1 protein-coding gene is annotated in these 1,519 nt (G+C 76.0%); it reads left to right on the forward strand.

The window, feature by feature from the left end:
* Positions 1-1,519: hypothetical protein (locus KBX39_RS30920; RefSeq protein WP_210873937.1), on the forward strand; the 1,519-nt coding region annotated here is incomplete at both ends.

The raw sequence follows: 1,519 nt of genomic DNA on the forward strand, positions 1-1,519 counted from the left end.
GGTGCTGGGGTTGAGCCTGACCGCGTTGTACGTGCTCGCCGGGGCCGGGGTCGCGCTGGACCTGGTGGCCTGGCAGTGCCTGTCCGTCCCGGCGTGCGTCGCCGACCGGGAGTGGCTGTCCTGGATGGGCGGGCGGCCGGTCGGGCTGCGGCTGGTGGTGCTGGCGCTGGTCCCGGCGGCCGCGGTGAGCCTGGTCTGGTGGGGCTCCCGGCGGCCGGGACGCTCGTTCACCGCGTTCCGGGCGCCGGAGCGGGCGACGGCCGGGCCTCCGCTGAGCACGATCGGCCAGTGGGACACCGAGCCGCTGATGGGCCGGCTGCGTTCGATCCACATCGCGGCGGCCTTCGCCACCCTCGACGGCTGTCTCCTCGCCGCCCGGGCCGCGCAGGGCGTCCCGCCCACGGTGGCGGTGCTGCTGGCGGTCACCGGCGCGGTGCTGCTCGCCTGCCTGGTCCTGGTCTGCGTGCCGCCGCTCGTCGACCGGGCGCCCACCGACCCGCGACGTGACCGGGTCGCCCGGGTGCTGCGCGGCACCGCGATCGGGCTCACCGTCGTGGTGGCCGGGTATCTGCTGTTCGCCCCGGCCCGCTGGCGTGCCGGCGGCGGGCTGCCCGGCTACGGCTCGATCCTGACCTGGCTGCTGGTCACGCACGCGGTACTGCTCGGCGGCCTGGCCGCGGTGCTGATCTGGCACCGCCTACGAGTCCGCGGCCACCAGCCGCCGAACGGGCTCGGGGCGCTCGTGGTAGCCGCGGCGGCGGGCGGGCTCGCGGTGGCGTACTCCGCCGAGCTGGTCCAGCGCACCGCCGACCTGCTGGACCGGGGCGTGTCCCCGGCGGACGACATACCGGGCCCGGCGCACGCGTACACCTGGGCGATCTACGGCTTCTTCCGCGCGCTGCTGGTCACCCTGGTGGTCGCGGCAGTGGTGGCGCTGGTGTCCCGGCGCGGCCGGATGCGGGCCGCCGGGGCGATCGTCGAGCGGGACTTCCCGTCGCCGCCGGCCGAGGCGGCGCCCCGGCTGCGGCAGGTCCGGACGATGATCGTGCGGGCCCGGTTCACCGACCTGCTGGTGCCGCTGGCGGTGCTGTTCGCCGTCATGGCCGGACTGGGCGCGGCGACCACCGCGATGGCGCTGGTCCGTCCCGATCCGGGCGAGACGCTGGAGCACCGCACGCACGTCCCGGCGGAGCTGGTCATGTTCGGCATCGAGGTGGGCGGGGTGGCGATCTCGGCGGCGGTGCTGGCCCTCATCCTCGCCGGGATCTTCGCCTACCGCAGTCCCGGGTTCCGGCACCACGTCGGCGTGCTCTTCGACCTGGCCACGTTCTGGCCCCGGGCGGCACACCCGTTCGCACCGCCCTGCTACGCCGAGCGGGCCGTGCCGGAGCTGGCCCGGCGCATCACGTACCTGGTGCACAGCGGCAACGGGGTGCTGCTGTCCGGCTACAGCCACGGCTCGGTGCTCGTCGCCGCGACCGTCCTGCAGCTACCGGCGGAGGTCAGCGCGCGGGTCGCC

The sequence above is a fragment of the Micromonospora sp. D75 genome (assembly GCF_018070405.1).
Classification (GTDB): Bacteria; Actinomycetota; Actinomycetes; order Mycobacteriales; family Micromonosporaceae; genus Micromonospora; species Micromonospora chalcea.